General features: G+C 73.0%; 26 protein-coding genes. 9 read left to right on the top strand and 17 right to left on the bottom strand.

All coding sequences use genetic code 11. The annotated features are described in order from the left end of the window. Together AB0J67_RS28455 and AB0J67_RS28450 are read right to left on the bottom strand one after the other, a co-directional pair. On the bottom strand, positions 1 to 1,597 hold a 1,597-nt coding region (locus AB0J67_RS28455; RefSeq protein ID WP_363486549.1), incomplete at its 3' end, for a SulP family inorganic anion transporter. A gap of 79 nt (positions 1,598 to 1,676) precedes the next feature. Beyond that, positions 1,677 to 2,192: a helix-turn-helix domain-containing protein gene (locus AB0J67_RS28450; protein ID WP_363486548.1), complete on the bottom strand. Its 516-nt coding sequence runs from the start codon at positions 2,190 to 2,192 to the stop codon at positions 1,677 to 1,679. 88 nt (positions 2,193 to 2,280) lie between these two features. On the opposite strand from AB0J67_RS28450, the gene AB0J67_RS28445 reads away from it, so the two are divergent. Then, positions 2,281 to 3,237 (top strand): S41 family peptidase, encoded by a 957-nt coding sequence (locus tag AB0J67_RS28445; protein WP_363486547.1) that lies wholly within the window; start codon positions 2,281 to 2,283, stop codon positions 3,235 to 3,237. Positions 3,238 to 3,248: 11 nt separating this feature from the next. Here AB0J67_RS28445 and AB0J67_RS28440 read toward each other — a convergent pair whose 3' ends face one another. After that, positions 3,249 to 4,106 carry a phosphotransferase gene (locus tag AB0J67_RS28440; protein WP_363486546.1) on the bottom strand — a complete coding sequence of 286 codons (858 nt, stop codon included), beginning with the start codon at positions 4,104 to 4,106 and terminating at the stop codon, positions 3,249 to 3,251. A gap of 108 nt (positions 4,107 to 4,214) precedes the next feature. Continuing rightward, positions 4,215 to 5,747, bottom strand: coding sequence for an aldehyde dehydrogenase family protein (locus tag AB0J67_RS28435; protein WP_363486545.1), 1,533 nt, complete (start codon positions 5,745 to 5,747; stop codon positions 4,215 to 4,217). 74 nt (positions 5,748 to 5,821) lie between these two features. On the opposite strand from AB0J67_RS28435, the gene AB0J67_RS28430 reads away from it, so the two are divergent. Genes AB0J67_RS28430 through AB0J67_RS28420 form a run of 3 tightly spaced genes read left to right on the top strand, consistent with a single transcriptional unit; the run spans position 5,822 to position 7,276 of the window. Beyond that, positions 5,822 to 6,190, top strand: a complete 369-nt coding sequence (locus tag AB0J67_RS28430) for a VOC family protein (protein ID WP_363486544.1) — start codon at positions 5,822 to 5,824, stop codon at positions 6,188 to 6,190. Next, positions 6,187 to 6,816: a 2'-5' RNA ligase family protein gene (locus tag AB0J67_RS28425; protein WP_363486543.1), complete on the top strand. Its 630-nt coding sequence runs from the start codon at positions 6,187 to 6,189 to the stop codon at positions 6,814 to 6,816. The genes AB0J67_RS28430 and AB0J67_RS28425 overlap by 4 nt, the downstream gene beginning before the upstream one ends. A gap of 31 nt (positions 6,817 to 6,847) precedes the next feature. Continuing rightward, positions 6,848 to 7,276: a hypothetical protein gene (locus tag AB0J67_RS28420; protein ID WP_363486542.1), complete on the top strand. Its 429-nt coding sequence runs from the start codon at positions 6,848 to 6,850 to the stop codon at positions 7,274 to 7,276. 100 nt (positions 7,277 to 7,376) lie between these two features. Here AB0J67_RS28420 and AB0J67_RS28415 read toward each other — a convergent pair whose 3' ends face one another. From AB0J67_RS28415 to AB0J67_RS28385, 7 genes are all read right to left on the bottom strand, one after another. Then, positions 7,377 to 7,841 (bottom strand): ankyrin repeat domain-containing protein, encoded by a 465-nt coding sequence (locus tag AB0J67_RS28415; RefSeq protein WP_363486541.1) that lies wholly within the window; start codon positions 7,839 to 7,841, stop codon positions 7,377 to 7,379. After that, entirely contained in the window at positions 7,838 to 8,308 is a 471-nt protein-coding gene (locus AB0J67_RS28410; protein ID WP_363486540.1) for an SRPBCC family protein, read from the bottom strand. Before AB0J67_RS28410 ends, AB0J67_RS28415 begins: the two co-directional genes overlap by 4 nt. Before the next feature lie 200 nt (positions 8,309 to 8,508). Then, entirely contained in the window at positions 8,509 to 9,432 is a 924-nt protein-coding gene (locus tag AB0J67_RS28405) for a hexose kinase (protein ID WP_363486539.1), read from the bottom strand. Beyond that, the gene (locus AB0J67_RS28400; protein WP_363486538.1) at positions 9,429 to 10,082 is read right to left on the bottom strand and encodes an HAD family hydrolase; all 654 of its coding nucleotides are present in this window, start codon (positions 10,080 to 10,082) and stop codon (positions 9,429 to 9,431) included. The genes AB0J67_RS28405 and AB0J67_RS28400 overlap by 4 nt, the downstream gene beginning before the upstream one ends. Then, positions 10,082 to 10,909, bottom strand: coding sequence for an endonuclease/exonuclease/phosphatase family protein (locus AB0J67_RS28395; RefSeq protein ID WP_363486537.1), 828 nt, complete (start codon positions 10,907 to 10,909; stop codon positions 10,082 to 10,084). Before AB0J67_RS28395 ends, AB0J67_RS28400 begins: the two co-directional genes overlap by 1 nt. A 78-nt stretch (positions 10,910 to 10,987) precedes the next feature. Further along, on the bottom strand, positions 10,988 to 11,545 hold the full coding sequence (locus AB0J67_RS28390; protein WP_363486536.1) for an SRPBCC family protein: 558 nt from the start codon (positions 11,543 to 11,545) through the stop codon (positions 10,988 to 10,990). A gap of 4 nt (positions 11,546 to 11,549) precedes the next feature. Further along, the gene (locus AB0J67_RS28385) at positions 11,550 to 11,861 is read right to left on the bottom strand and encodes a metalloregulator ArsR/SmtB family transcription factor (protein WP_363486534.1); all 312 of its coding nucleotides are present in this window, start codon (positions 11,859 to 11,861) and stop codon (positions 11,550 to 11,552) included. Between the two features lie 90 nt (positions 11,862 to 11,951). On the opposite strand from AB0J67_RS28385, the gene AB0J67_RS28380 reads away from it, so the two are divergent. Then, positions 11,952 to 13,220, top strand: coding sequence for an MFS transporter (locus AB0J67_RS28380; protein WP_363486533.1), 1,269 nt, complete (start codon positions 11,952 to 11,954; stop codon positions 13,218 to 13,220). Positions 13,221 to 13,410: 190 nt separating this feature from the next. Then, entirely contained in the window at positions 13,411 to 14,157 is a 747-nt protein-coding gene (locus AB0J67_RS28375) for a hypothetical protein (RefSeq protein ID WP_363486532.1), read from the top strand. A gap of 105 nt (positions 14,158 to 14,262) precedes the next feature. Here the strand turns inward: AB0J67_RS28375 and AB0J67_RS28370 are convergent, their stop codons facing one another. The 4 genes from AB0J67_RS28370 to AB0J67_RS28355 all read right to left on the bottom strand — a co-directional run bounded on the left by AB0J67_RS28370 (position 14,263) and on the right by AB0J67_RS28355 (position 18,068). Beyond that, positions 14,263 to 14,769, bottom strand: coding sequence for an HAD domain-containing protein (locus tag AB0J67_RS28370; protein ID WP_363486531.1), 507 nt, complete (start codon positions 14,767 to 14,769; stop codon positions 14,263 to 14,265). Positions 14,770 to 14,912: 143 nt separating this feature from the next. Further along, entirely contained in the window at positions 14,913 to 15,890 is a 978-nt protein-coding gene (locus tag AB0J67_RS28365; RefSeq protein WP_363486530.1) for a YihY/virulence factor BrkB family protein, read from the bottom strand. A gap of 18 nt (positions 15,891 to 15,908) precedes the next feature. After that, complete coding sequence (locus tag AB0J67_RS28360; RefSeq protein ID WP_363486529.1) at positions 15,909 to 16,988, bottom strand: NAD-dependent epimerase/dehydratase family protein; 1,080 nt, start codon at positions 16,986 to 16,988, stop codon at positions 15,909 to 15,911. A gap of 3 nt (positions 16,989 to 16,991) precedes the next feature. Then, entirely contained in the window at positions 16,992 to 18,068 is a 1,077-nt protein-coding gene (locus AB0J67_RS28355; protein ID WP_363486528.1) for an AI-2E family transporter, read from the bottom strand. 129 nt (positions 18,069 to 18,197) lie between these two features. Between AB0J67_RS28355 and AB0J67_RS28350 the strand changes: the two genes are divergently transcribed. Continuing rightward, positions 18,198 to 18,995, top strand: a complete 798-nt coding sequence (locus tag AB0J67_RS28350; protein WP_363486527.1) for a methyltransferase domain-containing protein — start codon at positions 18,198 to 18,200, stop codon at positions 18,993 to 18,995. Positions 18,996 to 19,097: 102 nt separating this feature from the next. Here the strand turns inward: AB0J67_RS28350 and AB0J67_RS28345 are convergent, their stop codons facing one another. Both AB0J67_RS28345 and AB0J67_RS28340 read right to left on the bottom strand, forming a co-directional pair. Continuing rightward, positions 19,098 to 19,682, bottom strand: coding sequence for a DUF305 domain-containing protein (locus tag AB0J67_RS28345; RefSeq protein WP_363486526.1), 585 nt, complete (start codon positions 19,680 to 19,682; stop codon positions 19,098 to 19,100). A gap of 58 nt (positions 19,683 to 19,740) precedes the next feature. After that, positions 19,741 to 20,490, bottom strand: a complete 750-nt coding sequence (locus AB0J67_RS28340; protein ID WP_363486525.1) for a class I SAM-dependent methyltransferase — start codon at positions 20,488 to 20,490, stop codon at positions 19,741 to 19,743. A gap of 306 nt (positions 20,491 to 20,796) precedes the next feature. On the opposite strand from AB0J67_RS28340, the gene argS reads away from it, so the two are divergent. Together argS and AB0J67_RS28330 are read left to right on the top strand one after the other, a co-directional pair. Continuing rightward, positions 20,797 to 22,521, top strand: coding sequence for an arginine--tRNA ligase (gene argS, locus AB0J67_RS28335; RefSeq protein ID WP_363486524.1), 1,725 nt, complete (start codon positions 20,797 to 20,799; stop codon positions 22,519 to 22,521). A 116-nt stretch (positions 22,522 to 22,637) separates the two neighbouring features. Continuing rightward, positions 22,638 to 22,805, top strand: a complete 168-nt coding sequence (locus AB0J67_RS28330; RefSeq protein WP_363486523.1) for a hypothetical protein — start codon at positions 22,638 to 22,640, stop codon at positions 22,803 to 22,805. The last annotated feature ends 60 nt before the right edge of the window (positions 22,806 to 22,865 follow it).

Below are 22,865 nucleotides of genomic sequence, written 5' to 3'. Positions count from 1 at the left end.
CCGGGCCGACGCGGCGGGCGCCGTGGCGGTGGAACAGCCGGGCGCCGCGGGCCAGCCGCTCGCGGGCGCCGGAGGGCACGGCGCGGTGCATGCGCGGCAGCAGCCAGGCGGTGGCGTGGACCTTGCGGGCCGGCGGGCGCTGGCCGGTGATCGCTTCGGCGTACCAGTGGTGGTGCAGCTCGTGGACCTCGACGGTGCCGCCGCCGCGTTCGTGGCCGGTGCGCCAGTCGTGCAGCGCGGTGACCGCGGCGTGGTCCATGAAGTCGGCGTTCAGCTCGACCGCGACCGCCGTCTGCGCGGGGACCCGCGCCAGCGCCCGGGTCAGCTTCGGCACGGCGAGGAAGGTCAGCGACCCCTCGACCGCGACGTGCCAGCCGTGCTCGTCGTGGTATGCCCGCACGGTGGCGTGGGTGAGCCGCCAGATGGACAGCAGCAGCGCGCAGACCATGCCGACGAGCACGCCCTCGAACAGCCCGAGCACCACCACGGCGAGCAGGGTCAGCACGTAGACCGGCATCTCCCGGTGCTGGTGGACCTGCTGGGCGTGGGTCAGGTTGACCATCTGCACGCCGGTGTAGACCAGCAGCGCGGCCAGCGCGGGCAGCGGGATCAGCTCGATCACCGGCGCGGCGGCCAGCACCAGCACCAGGATCCACCCGCCGTGCAGCACCGTGGACAGCCGCGAGCGGGCCCCGGCCCGCACGTTCGTGGTGGAGCGCACGATGACACCGGCGACCGGCAGGCCGCCGAGCGCGCCCGCGACGACGTTCGCGGCGCCCTGCCCGGCCAGCTCGCGGTCCAGGTTGACGCGGGGGCCGTCGTGCATCCGGTCCACGGCGACCGCGCACAGCAGCGACTCGACGCTGGCGACGAGCGCGACCGCGCCGACGGCGGCGAGGATGGTGGGCATGCCCGCGTCGGGCCAGATCGGGCCGGCGTCGAAGGCCAGGATGTTCTCGGGGATGTCCACCCGCTGCATCTCCCAGCCGGTGGCCGCGGCGACGGCGGTGCCGACGATCACGGCCGCGAGCGGCGCGGGCACGTACACCGAGATCCGGGGCAGCGCCCGCCAGCCCCACAGCACGGCCAGGGTGAGCACGCCGACGAAGACGGCGGGCGTGTGGTTGTGCAGCAGCTCGCCCGGCAGCGCCTGGAGGTTCGCCAGTGCCGACGCCTGGGGCGCGTCACCGAGCAGCACGTGCACCTGGGACAGGACGATCACGACACCGACCCCGGCGAGCATGCCGTGCACGATCGCCGGGGAGACCGCCAGCGCGGCGCGGGCCACCCGCGCCGCGCCGAGCAGCAGCTGCAGCAGCCCCGCCGCCATGGTGATCGCACACGCGCCGCGCCAGCCGAAGGTGGCCACGGTCTGCGCCACGATCAGGGTCAGCCCCGCCGCCGGGCCGCTGACCTGCACCGCCGAGCCGCCCAGCGCGCCTACGACGATGCCGCCGACCACGGCGCTGATCAACCCGGCCAGCACCGGCGCGCCCGACGCGACCGCGATGCCCAGAGACAGCGGCAGCGCCACCAGCACCACCACCAGGGAGGCCGGCACGTCCGTCCGCAACCTCTCCCGCCACACTTCGCTCATTCCCCCGCACCCCTTCGTGCTCGCGTACTCCACACCTCAACGGCCGTAAGCTGTGAAAACGCTGATGGGGAGATCACCGCTAGCTGTGTGGCCCCGGGGCGCGGTAGAGGCCGACCAGCAGCCCGTAGCGGGCGGCACCGTCTCCGGCGTCCGGGGTGTCGCGGGTGAGCGCGGTGAGGGTGGCGGCGAGTTCGCGCACCTGCTCCTCGGTCAGCCGCAGGTGCCGCAGCACCAGCAGCGGGTCCGGGTCGGCGGCGATCTCCTCGCCCATCGCCTGGAACGCGGCCGTGGTGGTGCCCGCCGCGCCCGGCCCGGTGTAGTGCAGCGCCCGCGCGGCGCGGGCGTAGTACTGCTCGGTGCCGCCGCGCACGGTGCGGGTGCCGGCGGGCCGCACCAGCCCCGCGTCGGCCAGCACCTTCAGGTGGTGGGCCACGTTTCCCTTGTTGGTACGCAGCGCCGCCGCGAGCCCGCTGACCGTGGCGGGCCGTTCCAGCGCGAACAGGATCCGGTGGCGCATCGGGTGGGCCAGCGCCCGGTGCTGGTCGGCGGAACCGACCGGCATCACCTCGCCGTCACCCGTGGTGTCGCTGCTCATGGACCGCCCCTTCGCTCGTTCCCGTGCCACCGCAGTTAAGCGTCAAGAACCCTTGACGCTTTGTCAAGCGGCGTGCTTCCCTGGTGCCATGCAGAAGTCCGAACCGGCCATCCTGATCGACCGCCTGCGCGACCTCGTCGAGCAGCACTACGTGTTCCCCGACGCCGCCGCCGACATCTCCCGGCGGCTCGCCGGCGCCGCCGGCGGTTACCCCGCCGACCCGGCCGCGCTGGCCGCGGCGGTCACCGCCGACCTGCAGGCCGTCAACGGCGACCTGCACCTGCGCCTGCTGCACCACGAGCAGCCCCTGCCCGAGCGCGCCGAGCAGGACGAGGCCGCCGAGTACGCGGCGATGGCCGACTGGGCCGAGCGCACCTGCGGGGGCGTGGCGGGCGCCCGGCGGCTGCCCGGTGACGTGGGCCTGCTCGACATCCGGCCGCTGATCTTCCCGGCCGTGCTGGTCGGCGACGTGTACGCCGCCGCCATGACGCTGCTCGCCCCGACCCGGGCGCTCATCGTCGACCTGCGCGGCTGCCTCGGCGGCGAGCCGTCGGCGGTCGCGCTGCTCATGAGCTACCTGTGGGACCACGAGCCGGTGCAGCTCACCGGCACGTTCGAGCGCGCCACCGGCCAGGTCCGCCAGGCGTGGACGCTCGCCCACGTGCCCGGTCGGCGCTACGGCCGCACCAAGCCGCTCTACGTGCTGACCGGCCCGGCCACCTTCTCCGGCGGTGAGGCGCTGGCCTACGACGTGCAGCAGTCCGGCCGGGGCACGGTGGTCGGCGGGCGCACCCGCGGCGGCGCGCATCCGCGCGAGGCGTTCCGCCTGCACCCGCACCTGGAGGCGACCATCCCCGTCGCCCGCGCGGTGCACCCGGTCACCGGCACCAACTGGGAGGGCACCGGCGTCACCCCTGATGTCGCGGTGCCCGCCGACGAGGCCCTGCCGACCGCGTACCGCGCGGCGCTGGCACGGGTCGCGGCAGGCGACGGCCCCTCGGCGGCCGAGGCACAGGCGGCGCTGGACGCGGGCGCCCCGCTCTGACCGGTGCGGCCTCAGCCGAGCAGGGTCTCCAGGTAGGACTCCAGCACGGGCAGCGGCGCGGCGTGCGGGCCCTCCCACTCCATGTCGAGGAAGGCGGCGAGGTCGTCGGCCGGATCGTGGTCGTCCAGCAGGGGCAGGACCGCGTCGGCGGCCTCCTGCCCATACATGATGAGCAGGTTGATCCGCAGGTAGCCGAAGTCGTAGCCGGGCGCCCCGCGCGAGGCGTTGGTCCAGTCCACGATGCCGGTGAGCGTCCCGTCCCGCCACAGCGTGTTACCGGGGTGGTAGTCGCGGTGCAGCAGGGTGGCCCGCGCCGGCGGCGGCGTCGCCGGCCCGGCCGCGATGGCACGTTCCCACAGCTGCGGGCGGGTGCTCGCGGCGGGCGGGCGCGCCTGCCCGAGCACCACGTACGGCTCGAACGGTGCGACGCCCGCGCCGTCGACCGCGTGGATCGCGTGCGCGGCCTCGACGAGCCGGGCGAGCATGGCCGCCGTCGGCGGCGGGACGGACCCGTCGCGGTGGGTAGCGCTGGGCAGCATCCGTCCCGGCAGCCAGGTCATCAGCAGCGCCGGGCACTCCGCCTGGCCGCCCGCGGCGTCGAGGGCGACGACCTCGGGCACGGGCAGCCCGGTGCCGGACAGCGCGGACAGCGCCGCCGCCTCGTTGTCGGGCGTGAACCACGGGTCCTCGACCTGCCAGCCGGGCCGGCACCAGCGGCGCAGCGCGTACCGGCGCCCGTCGGCGGTGTCGACCGCGTCGACGGCCTGCGCGATGCCGCCGGTCAGCGGCGTCACCGCCGCGACCGGTGCGCCCAGCACGCGCCGCAACCAGTCCAGCGTCCGCGCCGAGGGCGCCGGGTACACCTGCACGCCCATACCCTGCCAGCAACCTCCGTGCCGCGCACCTCCGTTCCGGACAGCGTTGGGAAGGGCACCTTCCTATACGGATAGCGTCAAGAAGGTGCCCTTCCTTTCGGTTCAGAGGCGGAAGTCGAGGTCGGCGGGGACGACGGCGACCTCCAGCTGCGCCTTCTGCAGGCGGCCGGAGTAGTCCCAGTTCATGGCCTGCCAGCGGGTGAACTGGTCGAGCACCCACATGCCGGACTGGCGGCTGCCGTTGCCGGAGCGGCCGTTGCCGCCGAACGGCAGGTGCGCCTCGGCGCCCGACGTGGAGTTGTTGACGCTGACCATGCCCGCGCCGACGCCGCGCCGGAACGCGAACGCCTTGCCGGGGTCGGTGGTGTAGATCGCGCTGGACAGGCCGTACCCGGGGGCGTTGGCGAGCTCGATCGCCTCGTCGAGGGAGCGGTACGCCGTCACGCCGACGATCGGGCCGAACGTCTCCTGGTCGAACAGGGCGTCGCCGGGACGCACCCCGTCCACGATGACCGGGTGGTAGAACAGGCCCGCCGCCGGGTCGCCGACGAACTCGGCGCGCGGGTTGTCGGCGGTGATCCGGCCGGTCGCGCCGAGCACCCGGTGGCCGCCCTCGATCCAGCCCAGATACTTCTCGTACGACGTGGCGAACCTCTCGTCCAGCAGCGGGCCGTAGAGCACCTCGCGGGTCGGGTCGCCGATCGCGGCGGCGGCGGTGGCCGCGGCGAACCGGCGCAGGAACTCCCCGTGCACCGACTCGTGCACGATGACCGTGCCCAGCGAGGTGCAGCGCTGGCCCGCGGTGCCGAACCCGGCGAACAGCGCGCCCTCGACGGCCAGGTCCAGCTCCGCGTCCTCGGTGACCACCATCGGGTTCTTGCCGCCCAGCTCCAGGCACGGGCTCTGCAGGTGGCGGCCGCACAGCTCGCCGATGGACCGGCCCACCTCGGTCGAGCCGGTGAAGCCGACCTTCTGCACCAGGCCCTCGTCCAGGGCCTGCGACAGTCCGTGGAAGGTCTCCGGGCCGTCGGCCTGCACCAGGTTCAGCACCCCGGCGGGCAGCCCGCCCCGGGCGAACAGCTGGTAGAGCGCGTCGGCGCCGGCGGCGGCGTACGCGGCGGGCTTCCACACCACCGCGTTGCCGCACAGCAGCGCGGGCACCAGGTACCAGGACGGCACAGCGACCGGGAAGTTGCCCGCCGTGATGATCATCGCGGTGCCGACCGGCTCGCGGAACGTGAACAGCTGCTTGTCCGGCATCTCCGACGGCACCGTCTGGCCGTACAGGCGGCGGCCCTCGCCGAGGAAGAACCGGCAGGTGTCGACGATCTCCTGCACCTCGCCGCGCGCCTCGGCCAGCGGCTTGCCGATCTCGCGGGTTACCAGCCGGGCGAGCGCCTCGGCGTTCGCCTCGACCAGCGCGCCGATGTTGGCGATCACCTGCCCGCGCACCGGCGCGGGCACCGCCGCCCAGGCACGCTGGGCCGCGTGCGCCGCAGCGGCGGCCGCGACCACGGTGGGCACGTCGGCCAGCGCGACCTGGCCCACCACGTCGTCGAGGTCGGCGGGGTTGCGGCTGTCCAGCACCCGTGCGCCGCCCGCCACGGATCGGCCGTCGATGATCGATGAGAGCATGCCAGCATCATGCTCCCGCCGGGCCCGCCCGCCAAGGTCCGGCGCACGCCGGAGTTTCATGTCAGAATGTCCGGATGCAGCGAGTGACCGGAATCGGCGGGGTGTTCCTCCGCGCCCGCGATGCCGCAGCCCTGCGGGCCTGGTACGGCACACATCTCGGCATCGACGTGAGCGAGTGGGGCGGGCACACCTTCCGCTGGCACGCGGGCGGCACGACGACGTGGACGGTCTTCGAGCAGGACTCCGACTACCTCGGCCGCCCCGACCAGCCGTACATGCTCAACTTCCGGGTGGACGACCTGGACGCGATGCTGGCGCAGCTGCGCGCCGCCGGGGTCAAGGTCGCCGACGAGGTCGAGGACGGGGAGTTCGGGCGCTTCGGCTGGGCCTACGACGCCGAGGACAACCGCTTCGAGCTGTGGCAGCCGCCGCGCGGCCGATGAAACCGTTCCTCACCGGCGGGCGGATCTGGCCCGCGGGCTGGACCCGGCTGCACGTCTACCTGCTGCCCGACCTCGACCACGACACCGACCTGGCCCGACTCGTCGGCGGGTGCCGGGCGGCGATGGCACCATTCCCGTTCCTTGCGCCGGTGCCCGACGCACGGCTGCACGTCACGGTCCAGCCGGTCATGGGCATCCCCGCCGCGGAGATCGGCCCCGGCGAGCGCGCGAAGCTGACCGCACGGCTGAGCGAGGCGCTCGCCGACGTGCCCGCGTTCACGCTCATCGCCGGCTCGCCGCTGGCCAGCGTCACGGTGGTGCTGGCCGATCTCGACGGTGACCTGCCCGGCGAGCCGCTGCACACCGTCCACGCCCGCAGCCGGGGCGCGATCGCCGACGTGCTCGGCTCCGAGGCGGTCGCCTACGAGGCGATGCCCGGCCACCTGACGCTGGCGTACGCCACCGGCACCGGCGACTCCGGGCAGGTCCAGGCCGCGCTGCGCCAGCGGGTGCGGCCCAGCCACGCCACCCTGACCGTCCGCGAGGTGCACCTGCTGGACGTCACCCAGGACCGGCGCACGGCCTCCTACCACTGGACCTCCGTCGCCCGCATCCCCCTCACCTGACGCTCCCGCGGCCCGTGCCATGATCGAGTACATGAGCGAGCAGTGGCGCACCATCGCGGAACTCGACGCGGCGCGGGACCGGTTCGAGGCGGCGATCCCGGGCTGGGAGCGGCCGGCGGCCTTCGGCGTCGCGCGGCTGGTGAACGGCGAGCCGGAGTTCGCCCGCATCGCCGTCGGCGACGGGTTGCTGCCCGCGGTGGTGCTCGGCACGATCGTCGGCCGCAGCGGCGGGTCGGGGTCTTACCCCCTCTCCCCCGCCGACCTGGACCGGGCGATCACCACGCTCACCCCCGCCGAGGCCTGCACGGACATCCCGCACCCGAACCTGTGGGCCTGGCGCTCGCTGCGCGAACGGCTCGGCGACGGCGAGCAGCTGCGCGCCGTGTTCGCGACCGACCTGGCGGCGGAGACCGACGACCCGTACGTCACCGCGATGCTCGGTGAGGTGGCCGGCCGGTAACGGCGGCCAACGTCCTCCGCCGACCTCAGCAGTCGATCTCGCCGTGCCGGGCGGCTCTGCCAGGTCCGGCACCTGGATCGTCACCCCGGCCGGGTTCGCGCTACGCGATCGGCCCGGCGGAGGCGATCGGCCTGGCGGAGGCGATCGGCCTAGCGGAGGCGAGCGCTTCGGCCAGCAGCTCCGCGGTCTCCGCCTGGCCGAACAGGCGCGCCGACTCCAGCGGCGTGTTGCCCAGGCCGGCGTCCTCGCGCAGACCCGGGTCCGCACCGTGGGCGAGCAGCTCGCAGGCGATGTCGACGCGTCCCCACACGGCCGCCGCGCACAGCGGCGTGCCCTCCTGCCCGCGCCCGCTCTCCAGGTCCGGCGCCGCCCCAGCGGCGAGCAGCAGCCGCAGCACCGCCAGCTCGCCCTGCACGGCCGCCTGGTAGAGCGGCCGCGTGCCGTACGCGTCGGGCCGGTCGGGATCGGCACCGGCGCGCAGCAGCCGGGCCGCCCCGGCGGCATCGCCGGTCAGGGCGGCGGCGACCAGCCTGCGGGTCAGCTTCTTCGCGCGGCGCCGGTTCACGCCGACATGGTAGGACCGGGCAGTGCCATCCGGCGAGCGAGTTCGGCGGCGCGGTGGAGCTGGACCGCTCGCGCCTGGCCGGTGGCGAAACGGCGCAGGAACGCCGCCGCCCGCAACTCGATCTCCTCGTCGACGAGCGTGCCGTCGCCGTCGGGGGTGAGCCGCACCGTCGACTCCAGACGCACGCCACCAGGGCTGAGCACGCTCTGCCGCACGAGATCGGGCTCGGTCGCGCGCATGCGTACCCGGATCGGGTTGTCCCAGCGCAGCACGCCCAGGAAGCGGAACCGCTCGACCGCGACGTAGTCGGTCAGCGGGCCCTGCTCGTCGGAGCCCGGTCGCACGTCGCGGACCTCGACCAGCAGGGGCGACAACCCGAGATAGCTGTACGGATCCGCCAGGTGCGCGAACACGCGATGCGGCGGCGCGTCGACGCGCCAGGAGTGTGCGAGGTGGGCCACAGCCATCACGACAGCCTAGGTCCACATCGGATCTCCCTCGGCCCTACCCCGCTCCGCCCGCCGCCACGCGGGCGACCCACCCCCAAGATCGCAACGATCTTGCGCGAACTGTTAGGGATATGCGCGGAATGGGCGTGTCGCACCCACAGTTCGCGCAAGATCGGCGCGGTCGGGGTGGGCCCGGTGGGGTTCGCGGGGTCGGGGGGTCAGCAGGGTTCGACGGTTACCTCGTTGCGGAGGTGGTGGAAGGAGGCGGTGTCGATGGTGCCGGCTACCGGGGAGAGGACGGCGGCGGCGGAGAGGGCTACGGCGTCGCGGAGGCGGTCGGGCCAGGGCTGGCCGGTGAGGAGGCCGCGGGCGAGGGCGGCTACGCAGGCGTCGCCGGCGCCGGTGGGGTTGCCGGACAGGGGCTCGGGGAGGCGGGCGCGCCAGACGCCGTCGGCGCAGACGGCGACGAGGCCGCCGCCGCCGAGCGAGGCGACGACGTCGCCGGCGCCGAGCTCGCGCAGCACCGAGACGGCCTGGCGCGCGGCGCCGGGGCCGTCGACGCGGACGCCGGTGAGCGCGTGCAGCTCGGCGGCGTTCGGCTTGACCAGGTCGGGCTGCACGCGCAGACCCTGCCGCAGCGGGTCGCCGTCGGCGTCGAGAATGGTCGCCGCACCGGCCGCGTGGGCGAGCGCGAGCAGCTCGGCGTACGCGGTGGCGGGCACGCCGGGCGGCAGCGAGCCGGACAGCACGACCACCCGCACCCCGTCCAGCAGCGACGCGAAGTGCGCGGTGAACGCCGACCATTCGGCGGCGGTGACGCTGGGGCCGGGCTCCCAGAAGCCGGTGGCGTCGGCCCGGTCGGCGACCACGACGGTGCGCCGCGCGTCCCCGGCGACCGGCAGGAACGCCTCGGCGACGGTGTCGGCGGCGAGCAGCTCGCGCAGCCGCACGCCGGTCGGGCCGCCGGCCAGGCCGGTGGCGAGCACGGGCTCGCCGAGGCTGTGCAGCACCCGGGCGACGTTGACCCCCTTGCCGCCCGCCCGCTCCGCCACCGCCGAGACACGGTGCGTCGCGTACGGGGTGAGGCTGTCCACCAGGTACGTGACATCCAGGGCGGCGTTGGGGGTGACGGTGAGGATCATCGGCTCACCCTAACGGGTGTGACGCTGATCTGCTCCAGGCTGACGAGCACGTGCCGGCCGGGCGCGGGCGGGATGGGCTGCAGGTGCGGCACGCCGATCGTGGTGCAGCCGGCCGCCTCGGCGGCGGCCAGACCCGCGAGCGAGTCCTCGATCGCGACGCAGCGTGACGGGTCGGCGCCGAGCAGCGCCGCCGCGGTCGCGTACGGCAGCGGATCGGGCTTGTGGCGTGGCACGTCGTCGGCGGTGACCGTGTGCGCGAACACCTCGCGGCCCAGCACGTCGAGGATGAGCTCGGTGTCCGCGCGGCCCGACGAGGTGACCAGCGCGCACGGCATACCGGCGGCAACCAGGCCGTCGAGCAGCCGCCGCGCGCCCGGCCGCAGCACGATGCCGACCTCGGCGACCTTGCGCTTGACGCCCTGGTCGATCAGGACGGTCAGCTCCGCGGCCGCCACCTGCCCGTCCAGGGCGGTGCCGACGACGGCGACGATGCTCGCCACCGTGCCGCCGATCAGCAGCGTCTCGTCGAGTGGGGCCGCGCCCAGACCCGTGGCGACCTCGACCACGGCCTGCACCCACAGCGACTCCGTGTCGACGAGCGTGCCGTCCATGTCGAGCAGCACCGCGTCGTAGCCGCCGAGGTCGATCATCAGTTCTCCCGCGCGAAGGTGCTGAGCACCGCCCAGTGGTCCGAGGTCCAGTCATTGTCCGCGTGGTGGGGCATGGGCCGCGGCTCACCCACGCCGACCGTATCCGACGTCACGGCCCGCAAGGGCCCGGCGAAGTGCACGAAGTCGATGCGGTCCTGCGGCTCGGGCGTGCCCTCCCGCTGCTCGTGCCACGGGTTCAGCGGGGACCAGGTGTGGCCGGGCACGGCGACGGGGTCGGGGTGGACCACGCGGTAGGAGTCGCGCAGCCCGGCCCGCTCGACCGCGACGCTGACCTGCCAGGGCAGGTCGGGCCAGTCCAGGTGGGACGGCACGTTGAAGTCGCCGGTCAGCAGCACCGGCAGGCCCGGCTCGGCCAGCGCCGGGCCCATCGCGGCGAGGATCTCCTCGATCTGCGCCGGGCGGCCCGCGTCCGCCTCCCGGGTCAGCACCTCCGGCACGCTCATCCCGGCGAGGTGGAAGTCGTACGGCCCGTACGGGTCGTAGTTGAGGTGCGCGCTCCACGCCACCAGCTCACCGCCGTCGGGCAGCCGCAGCCGGGCGCCCACGCCCCACATCTGCTCGTGGCCGTACCGCTCGATGATCGGGTGCGGGGAGATGACACCGCAGCTGCCGCCCTGGTGGTGGTGCCAGCCGAGCTCCTCGGCCAGCTCGCGGGCGGCGAAGCCGAGCGTCTCCTGCAGGCCCACCACGTCCGGCGCCTGCTCGCGCAGGAACGCGAGCTGCTTGTCGCGGGCGCCGTTCACGCAGCCGCCCGCGAGCCACAGGTTCCAGGACATGACCTTCAGGTAACCGTTATCCGCCGTCACGCCTTCTCCGCTCTCCCGATCACCATTGCCATGGCTGTCCACCTGGACCGATCCCCGTCAGCGCAGGAGAGTATACGGTTACTGCCCGTCCGTCTCCCCCGCACCGTCGTCGGTGGGGATCCCCAGCTCGCGGCCGTAGGCATCGTTCAGCTCCAGCCAGCCGTGGTTCTTGGCCTCGGTGCCGCGGATCGGCGGCACCGGTGTGCCGTCGAGCAGGCGATCGGCCACCACCAGGCACAGGTGCCAGCCCGCGGCGACCTTCGGCACCCAGTGCCGGTCGGCCATGGTGTGCCGCAGCACCAGCCTGGTGCCGCCGGCGGTCGGGGTCAACTCCCAGCGCAGCAGGTCCTCACCCCAGGTGTAGACGAGCAGGTGCGGCGGCTCGGCCCGCTGCACGGTCGCGGGTATGGCGTACCGCTCGTCGCCGTCGATGGCGGTGAGCGTCGCGCCGCCGGGGCGGCCGAGGTCGCGGTCGGACAGGAACGGCGCCCACTGCTCCAGCCGGCCGGGCTCGGTGAGCGCGGCCCACACCTTCGCGGGTGGATGTCGCAGGTCGCGCTGCATGACCAGGGTCCAGCGCTCCCCCGCGGGCTCGACCTGCACCGGCGAGAGCGGTCCGGGGTCGATGGTGTTCATCGGGTCACTCCATGTCGTCGAGATGGCGTTCCAGCGCGTCCAGGTGGCGGTCCCACAGCCGGCGGTACGGCGCCAGCCAGTGCGCCACCTCCGCGAACGGCGCGGGTTCGATGCGGTAGATCCGCTGCTGCGCGGCGATGCGGCTGGACACGAACCCGGCCTGGCGGAGCACCTTGAGGTGCTTGGAGACCGCCGGCTGGCTCATGTCCAGCTGACGCACCAGCTCGCCGACGCTGAGCTCCTCGGCGCGCAGCAGCTCCAGGATGCGCAGCCGGTTCGGCTCGCCCAGCACCGCGAACGCGCCCACCACCGTCACCCAGCTAACATGCCTTGTTGGTTATATGCCTGTCAAGTCGTGCACAAAAATTTCGGCGGATCGGGAAGGGTTCTTTACTATTCTGCGTTCATGATCGGCATGACTAAGGGGCATACAGGTCGCATGTGGACCAGGGATTTCGGCCTGTACTTCGCCGGCCGCGCCGTCGCGCTGCTCGGTGACGGCATGCTGCCCGTCGCGGTCGCGCTGGCGGTGCGCGACGCGGGGCACGGCGACACCGGCGTCGGGCTCGTGCTCGCCTCCTGGATGGCCCCGGTGGTAGCGCTGATCCTGTTCGGCGGGGTGTTCGCCGACCGGTTCGGCGCCCGCCGCCTGATGATCGGCGCCGACGCGGTGCGCGTGGTCACGCAGCTCGTGGTCGCGTACGCCCTGATCAGCGGAAACGCACCGCTGTGGCTGCTGATGTCGATGTCGGCCATCGCCGGTGGCGCGGCGGCGATGTTCCAGCCCGGGCTGGCCAGCATGGTGCCGCTGATCGCGACCGACGTGCAGCGGGCCAACGGGGCGCTGCGCGTGGCCGACGCGGGAGCGCAGCTGCTCGGGCCCGCGCTCTCGGCGACCCTCGTCGTGCTGACCGGCCCCGGCACGGTGTACGCCATCAACGCGGCGACGTTCGCGGTCAGCGCGGTGTGCCTGCTGGCGCTGCGGCTGCCGCCGGTCACCCGCGTGGCCCGGCGGGGCGTCGCGAGCATGCGGCACGACCTGCGGGAGGGCTGGCACGAGTTCCGCTCCCGCAGCTGGATGTGGAGCGTCATCCTGATCTGGATCGTCTTCGGGATCACGGTGTTCGGGCCGATCATCCCGCTCGGGTCCGGGCTGATCGCCGGGTATCTCGGGGAGAGCGCGTACGGGTGGGCGATGTCGGCGATGGGCGGCGGGACGGTGCTCGGCGGGCTCGTCGCGATGCGGGTGCGGCCGAGCCGGCCGCTGGCGGCGGGGGCGACGGGGTTGTTCGGGTTCGCGCTGATCCCGCTGTCGATCTCGGTGCCGGCGCCGCTGCCGCTGCTGCTGGTCGCGCACGCGATCGGGGGCGCGTCGTGGGCGTTCTGGTCGGTCATGTGGGCGACCAGCATTCAGACCCAGGTGCCCCGCGACGTGCTGAACCGGGTGTCGGCGTACGAGGTGGCGGGCTCGGTGTCCGGGGTGCCGATCGGGCAGGTGCTGGCGGGACCGATCGCGGTGCTGATCGGCGCTGATGTGGTGCTGGGCGTGTCGGCGCTGGTCGGCGTGGCGGGCTGCGTGCTGCTGCTCGCGCTGCCGCCGATCCGCAACCTGCGCCGCACCGATAACACCGCGACGTCTCGTAGCCAGACGGTCGTATCGGCTTCGGCAGCCTAGCGTGCCGACTAGCCGCAATGAACACAGCTATCCATAGCCGCTTCTTTACTCCGCTGACTCACCACGGGCGTCGCGGAAACATCTGAATTTACCTATGGAGCTTCGATAGTCGAGCCCTCTGTCCTAGATCTGCCTCTTAGCCACGCGCAGTCATGGCAGATTTCGCGCTACACCGGAATAGGGTCTGGACATGTCGATTCCGACTCACCCTTCAGGCAACCCTCTAGCAGATAAGAAATCCGTGGTTCTAATAAGCGTGGTGTCCGGCATCTGCGGTATTGCCGGCACTTTCGCAGCAATGTCATGGTCACGGCTCGTCGCGGCCCTCCTGATCATCGTCGCTGTCCTTCCGTGGCTGATCTCTCTTCCCTTCTGGGTCAACTGGCGGGGCTGGCAATGGGTCCTGGCAGCCGCAATCAGCACCTCCGCAGCGACCGGTGCAATCTTCGCGATCTACCGTGCGGACCATCCAGCGCCGCCGCCAGTATCTCCGACGAAATCACCCGAGACGTCACCAACGGCAGGGCCGGTCGGACATGCCTTGTATCCTCTTTCGGAGCATGATGACAAACCCATGACCGTGGCGCGCTGCATGCCTATGGCTGGACGAGTGGAACGCATGCCTCGAGGTGCCTCCATAGTGGTGGGGACGAGCTCCGCCGATGGAGATCTGTACTTCAAGAAGGCTGACCATCAGCCGGACTCCGAGGGTTACTGGTACGGAGAAAAGACGATCGGAGCATCAAAGCAACCCGGCCTCTTCCGAGTGGTCGAATTCCTGGTGTCCGCTGATATCGCTCAGCAAGTAGACGGAACGCACAACTCGGAGCTGCCCGGAGGAGCCGAGGTCCTGGCGAGCTTCACCGTGCTTCGCGGCGACCAGGAGGAACCTGCGTGCGACGAGGCCTACGTCCGGGCCAGCCCTTCGGTCTCATGAAGCCCGGCCCACGCTAGGCCAATTACTGGCATGTGGCGCGTATGACCTGCGGATGTAAGTCATACGCGCCACGGCCGAAAGGTACTCGCGCCGGACGCGTCTGGTTTAGCACTGTTCCAGCCAGTCCTCGACGACCGCGAAGTCAGCGGCGCTCAAGCCAATACGCGGGTCGACACGCAGCAGCAGCGCCGGCCCGCCATGGTGCGCGTCAACCCAGACGCGATCCGCCTCAGTTATCTCGTCGTCGACCCAGACGAACGGGCGACCTGCCGCCCAGTCCACCAGTCCACGCGTCTTCCAGTGGAGCCGGGTGTCGTCCTCGGCCTCGTCGGGCCAGGTCACCACCGGCAGCTCGGGCAGCCCGAGTCGCGGTGCGATCACCTCGTTAGCGTCGGCCATCCAGGTCGTGGCCCACACCAGGTCGCACGGCAACCGGCGCAGTCGCGGCCCGTGCTCGGGGTTCAGCCTGTCCAGCAACGGATTCGCGGAGCCGGCGGCGGTCTCGTGTACCAGCGGACTGCCGTCGGCTCGCCGCGCCGGAGGCGCGCCGAACGGGATCAGCGGGCCGTCGACGTCGAGGAACAGCAGTGCCCGCTCGGTGATCGCAGACATCGCCGCCCACGATAGCGGCCCCATCACCGTGACCACCCCGCCAGGCCAAGATCGCGACGATCTTGCGCGAACTGTTGCCCTTTTGCCCGGTTGGCGCGTGTCGTACCCACAGTCCACGCAAGATCGGCGCGGGAGAGAGGGGGTCAGCGGAGATCGGTGTCGGTGCGGTCGGGGTCCTTGGGCTGGTCTCGGAGTTCTACGTAGGGTTCCTCGGATTCGGGGTGGCCGGCGGCGACGGCGCGTTCGCGGTGGAGTTCGGCGTCGAGTTCGGCGCCGAGGAGCAGGGCGATGTTGCCGATCCAGAGCCAGATCAGGAACACGATGATGCCGGCGAGGCTGCCGTAGATCTTGTTGTACGAGCCGAAGTTGGCCGCGTACAGGGCGAACCCGGCCGAGGCGATCAGCCAGAGCAGCACGGCCACCAGGCTGCCGGGTGTGACCCAGCGCCAGCCGCCCTGCCGGGCGTTGGGCGACGCCCAGTACAGCAGCGCGAAGATGAGGGCCACCACGCCGAGGACCAGCGGCCATTTCACGATGTCCCACACCCGCACGAAGCCGGTGCCCAGGCCGATGAACTCTCCGGCCTGCTGGGCGACCGGGCCCGTGAACACCAGGGCCATGGCGACCGCGGTGATGGCGAGGCTCGCCACGATGGTCACGCCCACCCGGATCGGCAGCGTCTTCCAGAACGGCCGGCCCTCGGGCACGTCGTAGATGGCGTTGGCGGCGCGCATGAACGCCGACACGTACCCGGAGGCCGACCACAGCGCGAGCAGCACGCCGAGCAGGGCGACCAGCCCGGCGGTGCCCTGGCGGCCGCGTTGCAGCTCGGTGAGGGCGTTGTCGACGACCTGCCGGACGGCGCCGGGCGCGTAGCGGCCCACCTGGTCGACGGCCCGCTGGGCGGTGTCCTGGCCGGTGAGCCCGAGCAGGGCGACCAGGACCAGGATGCCGGGGAACAGCGACATCACCCCGCGGTAGGTGAGCGCCGCGGCCCAGTCGCTGAGGTTGTCCTCCTTGTACTCCTTGACGGTCCGCTTGAGCACGTCCTTCCAGTCCCGCTTGGTGAGCTCGGTCGGGCGCTCGGGCGGCGGCTGGTCGGTCTTGGGACGCAGGAACATGGGACTCCCCCGGGTGGATCAGTACGGGTCTCCGTGGCCGGGCAGCCGCCCGCCGGCCATCGCGAGCAGTCGGGCGGCCGGGCCGGGCCGGCTGCGCAGCGGGGGTGAGCCGTCGCCGGTGCCCTCGGCCATGCCCGCGACCAGTTCACCGAGCGCGTCGAGCGCGTCGGTGCGCGGCCGCCAGCCGAGCTCGGCCTCGGCCCGGTGGCAGGACATGAGCGGGCAGCCCGCGGCGAGCCGGATCCAGCCGGGCTCGGTCGGTTGCAGGCGCGCGGCCCAGGTCAGCGCGGTGGCGGCGTGCAGCAGCGCGGGCGGGGCGGGCACGGCCAGCCCGTGGAAGCGGGCGCCGACCGTCTCGGCGTCGAGCACCGGTTCGGCGGCGATGTTGAAGGCGCCGTGCGCCTGGGCGAGGATCGCGCGGGCGTACGCCTCGGCGACGTCGTCGCTGTGCACCGCCTGGATCTGGATGCCGGCCGGCAGCAGCGGGATGCGTCCGTGCCGCAGCAGGCTCAGCGGGGCCAGCGGGCCGATGAACAGCCGCGCGATCTCGGCGGCGGCGCAGCGCTGGAACGCCAGGCCGTTGCGGATGCGCACCACCCGCAGCTGCGGGTGCTCGTCCTCGAGCTGGTCGAGCAGCGCCTCGACCTCGGCCTTGTCCTGGCTGTACGTCGAGCCGGGCACGCCGGTCACCGGCCAGTCCTCGTCGACGCGCTGGTCTGCGGACCCGGGCGCGTACGCCCCGACCGAGGAGGCGACCAGCAGCATCGGCACCGACGCGGCGACCGCGGCGGCGGCCACGTTGGCCGTGCCGATGATGTTGGTCTGCCGGATGCGGGCCCGGTCGTGGCTGGGCTGGATCTGCCAGGCCAGGTGGACGACGGCGGACGCACCGGCGAACACGTTCGTCAGCTCGGCCGTCGCGCCGGGCGCGCCCACGTCCAGGGCGTGCCAGTGCACCCGGTCGTACGGCGGCCCGGCGTCCTCGCCGGGCAGGCGCCGGGCCACGCCGGTGACCTGGTCGAACTCTCCTCCGTCGAGCAGCCGGCGCAGCACTGCCGTGCCTATGTTGCCGGTCGCCCCCACCACCACGATGCGCATGGCTCACTGCGTACCCGCGGGATCGGCTTCCGAATCATGGTCGGTGCCGGGGACGTGCTCCGGCGGCAGCGGAGTGCGCAGCTCGGCGTGGATCGCGCGGAAGGTCGCCGCGATGGGGATGGCCATCAGCGCGCCGACCAGCCCGAGCAGGCCCGCGCCGAGCAGGCTGGCCAGCAGCACCTCCAGCGCCGGCATGTCCAGGCTCTGTTTCATCACCTTCGGCACGATCACGTAGTTCTCGATCTGCTGGTAGATCAACAGCCACACCACGATGCCGACCGCGGCGGGCCACAGGCCGGCGGTGATGGCGGCGACGAGGCCGCAGACGGCGGTGCCGAGGGTGGCGCCGACCAGCGGGATGAGGTCGGTGACCGCCACGATCAGGGCCAGCGGCAGCGCGAACGGGATGCCCAGCACGAGCAGCCCGACGTACGCGACGACGCCCGCGATCAGCGAGATGACCAGGTTGCCGATCATGTACGAGCCGACCTTGTCCACGACCACGTCGACGATGCGCCTGGTGCGCTCGCGGTGCCGGTCGGGGGCCATCAGCTGCACCCGGCGGCGCAGCCGGGGCATGTCGGCGAGGAAGTACAGCGCCAGCACCAGCACGGTCAGCGCGGCGGCGAGCACGCCGAGGAAGGTGCGGAACAGGCTGAGCAGGCTGGTGCCGACCTTCTCGGGCACGGAGGCGGCCAGGTCGTTGAGCCTGTCGCCGAGCCCGTAGCGGGCGCTGAGGTCGCGGAAGGCGCGGGAGCGCTCGTCGAGGTCGTCGATGTAGCGGGGCAGGTCGGTGGACAGCTGCCCGGCCTGGCGCACCAGCGGCGGGCCGATCCCGGCGAACAGCAGCGCGACCAGCCCCAGCACCACGACGAGGATGATCATCACAGCGTACGGGCGGTGCACGCGGTGGCGCACCAGCCAGCGCACGGCCGGGTCCAGGCTGACCGCGGCGAACAGGGCGACCAGCACCAGCACGAGGATGCCGCGCACCGCCCAGACGGCGGCCAGGGCCACGCCGATGACGGCGACGCCGCCCGCACCGGCCATCCCCCACCGGAACACATCGGCGGGTGTCATTCGACGCCCATTCGTCACCGCCAGAACGTTCCCTGACCAGTGGGTATCTCAAACGTGTCCACCATGCAGAATTTCGCTCCCGTATAACGGGACAGCGACCTAGAGTCGTCCTGGTAGGAGGGATGTGACATGACGACGTACACGCACGGTCATCACGAGACGGTGCTGGTCTCGCACCGCTGGCGCACCGCCGCGAACTCCGCGGCATACCTGCTGCCCCACCTGGCGCCGGGGCAGGCGCTGCTCGACGTCGGCTGCGGGCCGGGCACCATCACCGCCGACCTGGCCGACGCGGTCGCCCCCGGCCGGCTCACCGCGCTGGAACTCACCGAGCAGGCGCTCGACCTGGCCCGCGCCGAGATCGCCGCGCGCGGCACCGCGAACGTCGACTTCCGCACCGGTGACGTGCACGACCTGGACCTGCCCGACGGCTCCTTCGACGTGGTGCACGCGCACCAGGTGCTGCAGCACCTGGCCGACCCGGTCGCCGCGCTGCGCGAGATGCGCCGCGTGTGCCGCCCCGGCGGGGTGGTGGCCGCGCGCGACGGCGACTACGCCGCCTTCACCTGGTATCCGCTGATCCCCGCGCTGGACGACTGGCTGGCGCTCTACCGCCGGGTGGCCCGCGACAACGGGGGCGAGCCGGACGCCGGGCGCCGTTTGCACGCCTGGGCCCGCGCCGCGGGTTTCACCGACGTCACCGCGACGGGCAGCGTCTGGTGCTATGCCTCCCCCGAGGAGCGGGCCTGGTGGGGCGGCATGTGGGCGGAGCGGATCCAGCACTCGGCGGTGGCCCGCCAGGCCGTCACCCAGGGTTACGCCACCGAGGCCGACCTGCGCCGGATGGCCGACGGCTGGCGCGAGTGGATCGCCGCCGAGGACGGCTGGTTCCACGTGCCCCACGGCGAGGTGGTCTGCCGAGCCTGACCGGGCCGCCGGTTCGAGGCCCGGGTCGCGCCGCAGCCGGCCAGGAAGGGGCTCCGCTCGCGCCGCACCCGCCGCGCGACCGGAGCTCCGACCATGGAGCGATCAGCCCTTGAGCAGGGCCCGCATCTTCGCGATCTCGGCACGCTGGTCGGCGATGATCCGGGTGGCGAGCACCTCCACCTGCGTGCTGGCGCCATCGGCCTGCACCTTCTCGGCCATCGCCACCGCACCCTCGTGATGCATGATCATCAGTTCGCAGAAGAGGCGGTCGAACTCGGCGCCGGAGGCCTTGCGCAGCTGGTCGAACTGCGCCGGGGTCAGCATCCCGGTGCCGGCGTGCTTGTCGTGCGCGGGTGCGGCGGTCGGCTGCTGCCAGGCCGCCAGCCACCGGCGCATGGTGGCGATCTCGGGCTCCTGCGCCCGCCTGATCTGCGCGGCCAGCGCGGCCACCTCGGGTCCGGCCTGGCGCTGCGCGGCCAGCGCCGTCATGTCCAGCGCCTGCTGGTGGTGCACGATCATGCTCTGCGCGAACGCGGTGTCGGCGCCGTTGTACACGCCCACCGGCGAGCTGGCCGTCACCGACGGGTCCGGGGCGTGCTCGCCGTGGTCGGTGCAGGCGGTCACCGCCAGCACGGCGGCGGCGGCGACCGCGAGCAGGGCGGGGCGCAGTGACGGGCGGCCGATCATGATCGGGAGGACCTCCAGGGGTACGCCGGACGCGGCCGGCTCGGTGTCGCGGGCGAGCCTACCGGCGGTGCGCCAGGAACACCTCGCGCGGGCGGCGCTCCTCGGCGGTCTCCTCCAGCCGCACCTGCGGCGAGAAGCCCGCGGCGCCCAGCAGCTCCAGCCACACCCGGCGCGGGAACAGGCCGGTGCGATGCGTCTCGTGCACCGTGCGCACCGCGCCGTCGGCCTCGCGCAGCAGGAACGCGTACTGCGTCAGCGTCCAGGTGTCGGCCGGGTCCGGGTCCCAGGACCACTCCAGGAAGCGCACGCCGCGCCCGTCCGGGCCGTCGGAGCCGCCCAGGTCGGAGCCGGGTTCGTACGACTCGGCGACGTCGTCGGGCACGAACACCGCGACGCCGCCCGGCCGGCAGTGGGCGTACGCCGTCGCGATCGCACCGCGCAGGTCGTCCTCGGTGGTCATGTAGTCGACGGCGTCGTGCACGAACACCGCGTCGAACTCCCGCCCGAGCCGCAGCGTGCGCATGTCGCCGACGTGGTGCGCGCAGTCCGGGTTGAGCTCGCGCGACATCGCGACCATCTGCGGCGACAGGTCGGCCAGCGTCATCGTGAAGTGCTCGCGCAGGTGCGCCGCGTTGTGGCCGCCGCCGCTGCCCAGCTCCAGCACCTCGCGCACCGGGACCTGCGCGGTGGCGAGCAGCGCCGCGGCGAACGCGGCCTCCTCGGCGTAGTCGTCCACCGGTGAGATCAGCGGCCACCACCGGGCCAGCTCGCCGTAGAAGCGGTACGCCTCGTCCCCGGGACTCGTCATGGGCTCACGTTAGGAAGGTGCCCTTCCGCTACGCAAAGCGTTAAAAAGGTGCCCTTCCTTTTCGGGTGGCGGGGTCGGGTATGGTCGTGGCATGTCCCCCGCCGTTGTGCACGCCGGCCACGCCAGTGGCTCCGTCGCGCTGCGCCGGCCGGGGCGCGTCGTCGCCGTCGCGCGACGACGAATCACGGCAGCTCGCTGACGCCTGACGCGCGCGGCGCTGCCCTTTCTCACGCTCCCCCGGTCGGCGTCGTCGTCGATCTTCGTTTCCTCCTGCCTGCACGTGTCGTGCGAGAAAGCTGGCTTGACGTGACTGATCTGGAGAACCTGCTCGGCCAACGGTTGGCGGACGCCTTCGCGGCGGTCGCCGGCGAGCGCGTGGACCCCGTGGTGCGCCGCTCGCAGCACGCCGACTTCCAGGCCGACGGGGCGCTGCCGCTGGCCCGCCGGCTGGGCCGGGCGCCGCGCGACATCGCGGCCGAGGCGCTGGGCCGGGCGGAGCTGGCGGACCTGGTCGCCGCCGCGGAGGTCTCCGGGCCGGGCTTCATCAACCTGCGGCTGCGCGACGACGCGCTGGCCGGGCTGCTGTCGGCGATGAGCGCCGACGACCGGCTCGGCGTGCCGGTCGCGGCCGCGCCGGAGACCGTGATCATCGACTACTCCCACCCGAACGTGGCCAAGGAGATGCACGCCGGGCACCTGCGCTCGACCGTGATCGGCGACGCGGCCGCCCGGACGCTGAGCCGGCTGGGCCACGACGTGCGGCGGGCCAACCACGTCGGCGACTGGGGCACCCCGTTCGGCATGCTCATCGAGCACCTGCTGGACCTGGGCGAGACCGAGGCCGCGCACGAGCTGTCGGTCGGTGACCTGAACGGCTTCTACCAGGGCGCGCGGGCGAAGTTCGACGCCGACCCGGCCTTCGCCGAGCGCTCCCGGCTGCGGGTGGTGGCGCTGCAGTCGGGCGACGCGACCACGCTGCGGCTGTGGCGGCTGCTGGTCGACGAGAGCGAGAAGTACTTCCTCGCCGTGTACGACAAGCTGGGCGTGACCCTGACCGCCGACGACTTCTTCGGCGAGTCGTACTACAACGACATGCTGGACCCGGTCGTCGACGCCCTCGACGGGCTCGGCCTGCTGCGCGACAGCGACGGGGCCAAGTGCACGTTCCCGGCGGGGTTCACCGGCCGCGACGGCGAGCCGCTGCCGATCATCGTGCGCAAGCGGGACGGCGGCTACGGCTACGGCGCCACGGACCTGGCCGCGATCCGGCACCGCACCCAGGACCTCAAGGCCACCCGGCTGCTGTACGTGGTCGGTGCGCCGCAGCACCAGCACCTGACGATGGTGTTCCAGACGGCGCGGGAGGCGGGTTGGCTGGCCGCGCCGGTCCGGGCCGAGCACATCGCGTTCGGGCAGGTGCTGGGCGCAGACGGCAAGAAGCTGGCGTCGCGGGCGGGCCAGAGCGTGAAGCTGGTGGAGCTGCTCGACGAGGCGGTCGCCCGGGCCGCGGCGATCGTGGCCGACAAGAACCCCGACCTGGACGCCGACACCCAGGCCGAGGTCGCGCGGATGGTCGGCATCGGTGCGATCAAGTACGTGGACCTGTCCAGCGACCGGATCAAGGATTACACGTTCGACTGGGACCGGATGCTGTCGTTCTCCGGCGACACCGGCGCCTACCTGCAGTACACCCACGCCCGGATCTGCTCGATCTTCCGCAGGGGCGGGGTCGCCCCGGACCGCGGCGCGGCCGTGCTGCTCGCGCACCCGGCCGAGCGGGCGCTGGCGATGGAGCTGCTGGGCTTCCCGGCGGTGGTCGCCGAGGCGGCGCGGACGCTGCAGTTCCACCGGGTCACCGGCTACCTGCAGGGCCTGGCCGGGGCGTACACGGCGTTCTACGACGCCTGCCCGGTGCTCAAGGCCGACGGCGAGCGGCTGCGGGCCAGCCGGCTGCTGCTGTGCGACCTGACCGCCCGCACCGTCGCGCAGGGGCTGGCGCTGCTCGGCATCGAGGCGCCCGAGCGCATGTGAGGCCGTGCCCGCTCCCGCGTCGCGCATACGCCGCCGCGGAGGCGGGGTGACACTGGACGCATGAACGAGCTGAGCAGGTCGGCCGGGTCGAGGCCGGCCCGAGGTGGGGAGGCACGATGAACGCGCCGAAGTTCGTGCCGCCCGCCGAGGACTTCGAACCGCCGCTGGACGCCGAGCCGTTGCACCAGCCCCCGGCCGAGCCCGTCGACCCGAACCTGCCGCCCCTCGGGCTCGACGAGTACGGGCCGGACATGGGCCAGCCGTGGGAGGACACGCCCGCCTGACGGGATGCCCGCCGTGCCGTGTCGGGCCGTCCACATGGGCGGCCATGTCGGTGTCGATGT

It is taken from the genome of Catellatospora sp. NPDC049609 (assembly GCF_040675365.1).
Lineage (GTDB): Bacteria > Actinomycetota > Actinomycetes > Mycobacteriales > Micromonosporaceae > Catellatospora.
Note: the sequence above shows the minus strand (reverse complement) of the source record. Positions and strands in the feature narration are given on the sequence as shown.

Coding starts and splice junctions, on each gene's coding strand:
- AB0J67_RS28450 (WP_363486548.1), bottom strand. CDS start 2,192: ATGAGCAGCGACACCACGGGTGACGGCGAGGTGATGCCGGTCGGTTCC.
- AB0J67_RS28365 (WP_363486530.1), bottom strand. CDS start 15,890: ATGTTCCTGCGTCCCAAGACCGACCAGCCGCCGCCCGAGCGCCCGACC.
- AB0J67_RS28330 (WP_363486523.1), top strand. CDS start 22,638: ATGAACGCGCCGAAGTTCGTGCCGCCCGCCGAGGACTTCGAACCGCCG.
- AB0J67_RS28435 (WP_363486545.1), bottom strand. CDS start 5,747: ATGCTCTCATCGATCATCGACGGCCGATCCGTGGCGGGCGGCGCACGG.
- AB0J67_RS28405 (WP_363486539.1), bottom strand. CDS start 9,432: ATGATCCTCACCGTCACCCCCAACGCCGCCCTGGATGTCACGTACCTG.
- AB0J67_RS28340 (WP_363486525.1), bottom strand. CDS start 20,490: ATGACGAGTCCCGGGGACGAGGCGTACCGCTTCTACGGCGAGCTGGCC.
- AB0J67_RS28375 (WP_363486532.1), top strand. CDS start 13,411: ATGTCGATTCCGACTCACCCTTCAGGCAACCCTCTAGCAGATAAGAAA.
- AB0J67_RS28445 (WP_363486547.1), top strand. CDS start 2,281: ATGCAGAAGTCCGAACCGGCCATCCTGATCGACCGCCTGCGCGACCTC.
- AB0J67_RS28345 (WP_363486526.1), bottom strand. CDS start 19,682: ATGATCGGCCGCCCGTCACTGCGCCCCGCCCTGCTCGCGGTCGCCGCC.
- AB0J67_RS28400 (WP_363486538.1), bottom strand. CDS start 10,082: ATGATCGACCTCGGCGGCTACGACGCGGTGCTGCTCGACATGGACGGC.
- AB0J67_RS28430 (WP_363486544.1), top strand. CDS start 5,822: ATGCAGCGAGTGACCGGAATCGGCGGGGTGTTCCTCCGCGCCCGCGAT.
- AB0J67_RS28410 (WP_363486540.1), bottom strand. CDS start 8,308: ATGGCTGTGGCCCACCTCGCACACTCCTGGCGCGTCGACGCGCCGCCG.
- AB0J67_RS28360 (WP_363486529.1), bottom strand. CDS start 16,988: ATGCGCATCGTGGTGGTGGGGGCGACCGGCAACATAGGCACGGCAGTG.
- AB0J67_RS28355 (WP_363486528.1), bottom strand. CDS start 18,068: ATGACACCCGCCGATGTGTTCCGGTGGGGGATGGCCGGTGCGGGCGGC.
- AB0J67_RS28425 (WP_363486543.1), top strand. CDS start 6,187: ATGAAACCGTTCCTCACCGGCGGGCGGATCTGGCCCGCGGGCTGGACC.
- AB0J67_RS28370 (WP_363486531.1), bottom strand. CDS start 14,769: ATGTCTGCGATCACCGAGCGGGCACTGCTGTTCCTCGACGTCGACGGC.
- AB0J67_RS28380 (WP_363486533.1), top strand. CDS start 11,952: ATGATCGGCATGACTAAGGGGCATACAGGTCGCATGTGGACCAGGGAT.
- AB0J67_RS28390 (WP_363486536.1), bottom strand. CDS start 11,545: ATGAACACCATCGACCCCGGACCGCTCTCGCCGGTGCAGGTCGAGCCC.
- AB0J67_RS28420 (WP_363486542.1), top strand. CDS start 6,848: ATGAGCGAGCAGTGGCGCACCATCGCGGAACTCGACGCGGCGCGGGAC.
- AB0J67_RS28350 (WP_363486527.1), top strand. CDS start 18,198: ATGACGACGTACACGCACGGTCATCACGAGACGGTGCTGGTCTCGCAC.